The organism is Skermanella sp. (genome assembly GCF_059503625.1).
In genome coordinates this window covers 1-5,805 of record NZ_JCACHA010001056.1, presented here as the reverse complement: position 1 = coordinate 5,805, position 5,805 = coordinate 1, and the positions used below count along the sequence as shown (strand labels likewise).

The 5,805-nt window shown below is 59.8% G+C and carries 7 protein-coding genes and 1 pseudogene; 6 read left to right on the top strand and 2 right to left on the bottom strand.

What is annotated here, in order from left to right; genetic code table 11:
• Window positions 1–57: 57 nt before the first annotated feature.
• Both AC5JJ6_RS38300 and AC5JJ6_RS38295 read left to right on the top strand, forming a co-directional pair.
• Window positions 58–1,032 (top strand): hypothetical protein, encoded by a 975-nt coding sequence (locus tag AC5JJ6_RS38300; protein WP_496047068.1) that lies wholly within the window; start codon window positions 58–60, stop codon window positions 1,030–1,032.
• A gap of 707 nt (window positions 1,033–1,739) precedes the next feature.
• Complete coding sequence (locus AC5JJ6_RS38295) at window positions 1,740–1,976, top strand: anti-sigma factor (RefSeq protein ID WP_044437459.1); 237 nt, start codon at window positions 1,740–1,742, stop codon at window positions 1,974–1,976.
• 430 nt (window positions 1,977–2,406) lie between these two features.
• Here AC5JJ6_RS38295 and AC5JJ6_RS38290 read toward each other — a convergent pair.
• Together AC5JJ6_RS38290 and AC5JJ6_RS38285 are read right to left on the bottom strand one after the other, a co-directional pair.
• A pseudogene (locus tag AC5JJ6_RS38290) lies at window positions 2,407–2,523 on the bottom strand (IS5/IS1182 family transposase); the annotation flags it as partial.
• A 36-nt stretch (window positions 2,524–2,559) separates the two neighbouring features.
• Complete coding sequence (locus tag AC5JJ6_RS38285; RefSeq protein WP_496047067.1) at window positions 2,560–2,919, bottom strand: VOC family protein; 360 nt, start codon at window positions 2,917–2,919, stop codon at window positions 2,560–2,562.
• A gap of 529 nt (window positions 2,920–3,448) precedes the next feature.
• On the opposite strand from AC5JJ6_RS38285, the gene AC5JJ6_RS38280 reads away from it, so the two are divergent.
• From AC5JJ6_RS38280 to AC5JJ6_RS38265, 4 genes are all read left to right on the top strand, one after another.
• Window positions 3,449–3,964, top strand: coding sequence for an RNA polymerase sigma factor (locus AC5JJ6_RS38280; RefSeq protein WP_496047066.1), 516 nt, complete (start codon window positions 3,449–3,451; stop codon window positions 3,962–3,964).
• A 153-nt stretch (window positions 3,965–4,117) separates the two neighbouring features.
• Window positions 4,118–4,867: an anti-sigma factor family protein gene (locus AC5JJ6_RS38275; protein ID WP_496047065.1), complete on the top strand. Its 750-nt coding sequence runs from the start codon at window positions 4,118–4,120 to the stop codon at window positions 4,865–4,867.
• Window positions 4,868–4,981: 114 nt separating this feature from the next.
• The gene (gspG, locus tag AC5JJ6_RS38270; protein ID WP_496047064.1) at window positions 4,982–5,479 is read left to right on the top strand and encodes a type II secretion system major pseudopilin GspG; all 498 of its coding nucleotides are present in this window, start codon (window positions 4,982–4,984) and stop codon (window positions 5,477–5,479) included.
• A 55-nt stretch (window positions 5,480–5,534) separates the two neighbouring features.
• The coding region (locus tag AC5JJ6_RS38265) for a pilus assembly FimT family protein (RefSeq protein ID WP_496047063.1) at window positions 5,535–5,805 on the top strand (271 nt) is incomplete at its 3' end.

Genomic DNA, 5,805 nt, shown 5'->3' with positions numbered 1-5,805 from the left:
GTCCTGACCTGTGCGTCGCACTTCATTTCCACCCTGCGAAAAAGAAGAACTGTTTCCATGCGCATTCTTCGCTCCACACTCTTCGTGACGACCGCCCTTCTGTTCTGCGCCTCATCCGCCCTGGCGCAAAGCTCCAAGCAGGGAGTGCTCGAGATCGAGGGCCCGCTCGAGGCCGCGACCGCCGAGAACGGCGCCACGACGGTCAAGGTCATGGGTCTTACCGTCAAAATCCTGCCGGAAACCAAATTAGCATCCCCGACAGCCAAGCTGAAATACGAGGATCTGGCGAACGGCCCCGCCTTGCCGGGTCGGGCCGAGCCTGGCTTTCTCAACGGCAAAGCCATTGTCACGGGAACGCGGGATGCAACCGGCCTGTATGCCCAGCAGCTCTTCGTCGAACCAGCCGAGCATCACCTGATCGGCACCGTGACGAAGAACGACGCGACCGGCTTCGAGGTCGAGGGCAAGCCGGTCATTCTACTGCCCTCATCTCCGACAGCCAGGCCCTACCCCGACACGCCTCCCGCCCCGGGAACGGCACCGGTTGCCTATGATGCCCGTATGCCGGGCCAGAAGACGAAGAACGCGGCCGGGTTCGAAATACCGCCGGCTTCCGTGCCGGTCGGTGCCGACATCGTTGTGGCCGGGTATCATGTGCCAAGCCCTGCTGGCACGGGTCCGGGCACCTTCTACGCCTACTCCGCAACTGCGACCGGCGATGACGCCAGCCAGACGCCGCGGGTGAGCATCCTTCGCGCCGAGTGCCGGCAGCGCGCCGCCGACCGGCTCGAGTGGGATGTCCGGGGCGCCACGACACCGACCAGCGGCACCGTCACCCTCCTCAACGGTGCGGGTTCGGTGCAGTACGGCACCGCCACGGTGACCGCCGATGTCTCTGACCCGGGCAAGGGAGTTTACCGGTTCAAGGCCGAAATCAAAGGCGTGACGCAGCAGTGTCCGGCGGATGTGCTGGCAAGATACACGGTCTCCGGCAAGACCTACACAGCCACGGCAGCGGTCGAGCGCCGATAACACTTGGCTGGCCCGCGGTCTGACCGGATCGCGGGCCTTCTTTCATTCCGCCAGCAGCAACATGCCTTCCAGCATCGGCATTCGATAGGAGATCCGATGTTGCGGCCACTCGCTACCAGCCGATCGGTCCAGGCAGCCCCGGCTCATCTTTCACAAGACCGGGATCCATGGTGCGCAAAATCAACGGGAATATACCGGTCTCTGGATCGTCATAAGAGAGTGACCGAGCGTTGGCGAGCCCGAGGAAGGAAAGATGGACCGAATTGACCAGTACCGTACCCCAAAGTCTCCGGCACTAGCCCGCCGCTTCAGGAGCGATATGGGCGGATCATCGTAGCTGTCCTGAAGGCACAAAATGGTTTAGTTTTCTCACAACTATCTACTGAAAATGTGAGCCTACATGACTATCAATGTTACAGGCAGTACCGTCTTCTCTAGATGCAAAATATGGCATTGCGGAGTACCGCTGTGCGCCGTTGGGCGCCGGTTTGCATGCCGATCGCCTCTCCGATCGACCGAACCGTGAGAAAAATCGAAGTCGACGGTGGGTAGGTTTAGGTACCTGAAAGCGTCATGGAAAGAGAAGTCAGTCACGCCTCAAACTATATAAAAATTTTCGCGTTTGTTTCTTGAAAGATTGAAACAGACAGCTCTGCGTTACAAATGTATGATGAGACGGGTTTTGCCCGATTCTCCGGAGAAGGTTCATGCTTAAACTGGTCAGTGGCGAGCAGAGCAGCAGTATTCCACATGATATTCCCGATGAATGCCTGATCATGGCCTACGTCGATGGAGAACTGGATGAGGCAGGTCGCCGCTATGTGGAAACGCTTCTGAAATCCAGCTCAGAGGCCCGCCAGATCGCAGAGATGATGCAGTTGAGCTGCACGCTTGTTCGATCGGCATTCCCGAAGGCAGCGGACGACAGTGCTTGCTCATCCTAGCCGCCGTATAATCTACAGGCGGCACTTCCTGGGGTGTATACAAGCCTGGGCGAGAACGAGGTTCGGCTCTCGCACGACTTGGGCGTGAGGTGGAAAACTGAAGGTGTGACAGGTGCAACGGGCAGGGCTTGGCGATCATCAGGGTCGGCTCTGCCTCATGCCATTTCATAGCCGCTGTTCCCCCGCATTACGTTCAGATGTTGAAGCCACCGATCTTGCAGAACCGTCATGACCATGCGCTCCGCAATGACCGTCCATCTACCCCATCTAAATACGCTTGCGGAGCCAGACCGGATCACTCAGGGCAGCATTTATTTGCCTTAACCTTCGCATCTACAGAATCAGCATCCCTGCCGGCATCGGCAGAGGAGAGATGGATCTGGAAATCCAAACAGCGGATTAAGCGCAGGAGTTCTGTTCGGGTTCGGATCGCCTCGCCAATCCGCCGCCTAGGCCATTTGCGCGGCCGCCCCGAATGTGAGGCAGGAGTGAGTCGCCGCTCCAATACTGCACACTGAGCATCGGTCAAATTGCTTGGCAAATCCAGCCCGCTTCGCGCATGAAGGGCGCTCTGCCGGCGCGGTTATGCAGGCGGATAAGGCCGTGAGGGTGGCGTCGCCAGCGTGAGCAGGTTGCCGTCGGGATCACGCACCTGCGCCAGCGTGGAGTAATCGCCCTCAATGTCGTCCCCGAGCACAATCCCCAGGTCGTTCAATCTACGGCGCTCGGCCGCCACATCATCAACAACAAGGAACACGACACCCCTGTCGGCTATCACACTGTCGGTTGAAAGCACTACTCCGCCCTGATCGAAGAACTCCCACTGCACCATCGAGGCCATCGGCCGAAAATCCGGTCCGCGCCCGAGCAGCTTCGTATACCAGCGTTCGGCCGCCGCAAGATCTGTGGTGAGCAGGACGCTATAGATCCCCTGAAGGTCCATTTGTTCTCCTCCGGACAGGATTTAGTGTAACACTTGTTCGATCAGAAGGATTTCCATGACATCTGGGGCGGAAGCGGACGGCCGCCTCGTTTCAGTCAATGGATACGCACTGCGGCTCATGCGCTTCGATCATCATACCGGATAGCCTATGAGTGTCTATGCAGCCGTTCAAGTCGAAAGTAGACTATCGATAAACAGCGTTGGCTGCTCTCCGAATGCGGACAGCAACAGGATAGCAGGCACCTGATGTCAACCCCGCAACCAAATACTTGCTTTCAAGCAGGATGGCTGTGCCGTAGAAATGACAACCGAAAGATCACTCTCTTTATTGTAGATAGGATCCGCATAAAAGCGATATGTAGCATAAGCTGGCTATACCTTTCCAGACATAGCCGGAATAAGCAACTAGCAGATTGTGGTTTCTTTTTATAATATTTCTTCAAGTTTCGTTTGCTCCGGATAGGATCCCCTGAGGCACCTCGTGCAGTATCGTGACCCTTGGAGGAGACTTGACGAAAATGGCGGGACCGTGAAAGAAAAATTGGTGTCCATTCTGCCCAAGATGCAGAGATTTGCGCATACACTTACGGGATCGCGGGATGACGCGGATAATCTGGTGCAGCGGGCATGTGAGCGCTTCCTCAGGACTCCGGAAACACCCGACAAGGTGGCGCGACTGGAAAACTGGATGTATCGTGTGATCCACAACGCCTGGGTCGACGAGAACCGCAGCATGCCCACGAAATATCCTGATCCCCTGGAGACTGATGGCGAGATCGCCGGCAAGGGCGGAGGGCATAGCGTCTCCGAACCGCCCAACCTGACCCGTGTCCGATTGGAAATGGCTCGCCTGCCGGTGGAACAAAGAGCGGTTCTGATGCTTGTCTGCGTTGACGGACTGAGCTATCAGGAGGCGGCCGGCGTTCTGTGCATTCCGGCAGGGGTTCTGGCGAGCCGCTTGAGCCGAGCCCGTCTGGCACTGGCGGAAAAGCTGCGCCAGTCAAACGATGGTGAAGCGCCCCAGGCGGACGGAAAGACCGGTTGATTCCTGAGACCGCCTGGGTCCGGGCAGCGGTTTCAGCAGATCCGCAAGTGCCGGCGAGCGGCCACGGTGCGGCAGGGGTGACGAAGCCTCTTAAAATGTCATGCCGCCAACTGACAGATGCGAGCCCGGTGACGGATCCCGCACGGAAATATCATGATCCACCTGACCGATGAAATCCTTGTCGCCTACGTGGACGGTGAACTATCCGAGGAAACCCGCCGGCAGGTGGAATCCCTGATCGCCCGGGACGCTGAGGCGCAGTCCAAGGTGAAGGTTTTCCGCGACACCGCGGCACTGCTGCGGCTTGCCTTTTCCGAGCCTGAACAAGCGGATAATGTCGTCCACCTGCAGGTCCGCCCAGAGAAAGATTACCTGCCACGCCGCTCCTGGACCGGGAGCGCCGCAGCTGCCGCAGCCGTGATTCTTTTTCTGGCCGGCGTCGGCTTCATCATCACCAGGGGCGGGGCTGATCGGGCCGACTTCATGGCGGACGTTGCAGCCTACCATTCGGTCTACGCGCAGGAGACGGAGCATCTGGCGGAGGTCCCAGCATCCCGCAAGGACCATATCGAGGAGTGGCTGGGTTCGCGGATCGGCCGGACGCTGACAGTTCCCAACTTGACGAGTGAGGGCTGGGTATTCGAGGGCGGCCGTCTGCTGGCGGAGGGGGACAAGCCGATCGCTGAACTGCTCTATACATCCCCCGGCCGGCAGCCGATCGCGCTGTGCATCACGCACTCGGACCAGCCGAAAAGTCCGCCCACCCACTATGATCCGGGGCACGGGATGAACGCAGTGGCCTGGGACGCCGGCGGACATCTCTACATCATCGTGGGCGCCCTCAGTGACGCGGAACTCGACACGCTGACCGACAAAGTCAGACGCCATTTCCAGATCGCCTGACCGCCGCTCACGGCCTCTTCGAAATCGGCCAGCCAGCATGAATAATTCGCTTCACAACGGAATAACTATCCTTGCTATCCGTCATCACTTCAGGTCCGGCTCGCCAGCGGAGTTATGCTGCCGGTCCTTTCCAATGTGCTGGAGGAAGTCATGACAAACGCCCGCCACCAGGCCGGCAACCGCGGAGCAGGCCGGAAGCGCCCCGCGGCGCCCGCTGGCTTCACGCTTCTCGAGCTGCTGGTCGTTCTTGTCATTTTGGGACTGCTGGCCTCGGTGACGGCCCCGGCGGTCGCGCGATACCTGAGCGGCGCCAAGGTTGACGCGGCCAAACTGCAGATCCAGAACATCTCGACCACGCTCGATATGTACCGGCTCGATACCGGCAGCTATCCGGCTGCCCAGGATGGACTGCGGGCCCTGGTGCAGCGGCCTAACGGCGCGCAGCGCTGGAACGGCCCCTACCTGCGCAAGCCCGACATGATCAAGGATCCCTGGGGCCGGGAATTCCAGTACCGCACCCCTGGCGAACATGCCGAGGTCGAGGTGTTCTCGCTGGGCGCCGACAATGCCGCCGGCGGGACCGGAGAGAACCAGGACATCGGCAGCTGGTGATCCCCCGGCTCAACACCATGCCGGGCCTTACGGGCACCGGCTGTCAGGGGCGCTGATGGAACGTGCCGCCGGCTTTACCCTGATCGAGATGCTCGTGGTCATCACGATCATCGGTCTGGCCATGCTGGCGGCGTTGCGCCTCGGCGGGGTGTGGGTGGAGAGTCACTCGGAACGTGCCGCCGTCCGGGAACTGGGGGAAGCACTGGCACGTGCCCGCTACTGGGCCGTAGCCGCGCAGACACCCGTACGGATCGTCTTCGACATCAGGAATAGGGTCTGGAGCACACAGCCATCCGGATCACAGGGGCAGCTCCCGAATGCCGACA

Coding starts and splice junctions, on each gene's coding strand:
- AC5JJ6_RS38300 (WP_496047068.1), top strand. CDS start 58: ATGCGCATTCTTCGCTCCACACTCTTCGTGACGACCGCCCTTCTGTTC.
- AC5JJ6_RS38295 (WP_044437459.1), top strand. CDS start 1,740: ATGCTTAAACTGGTCAGTGGCGAGCAGAGCAGCAGTATTCCACATGAT.
- AC5JJ6_RS38285 (WP_496047067.1), bottom strand. CDS start 2,919: ATGGACCTTCAGGGGATCTATAGCGTCCTGCTCACCACAGATCTTGCG.
- AC5JJ6_RS38275 (WP_496047065.1), top strand. CDS start 4,118: ATGATCCACCTGACCGATGAAATCCTTGTCGCCTACGTGGACGGTGAA.
- gspG (WP_496047064.1), top strand. CDS start 4,982: ATGCTGCCGGTCCTTTCCAATGTGCTGGAGGAAGTCATGACAAACGCC.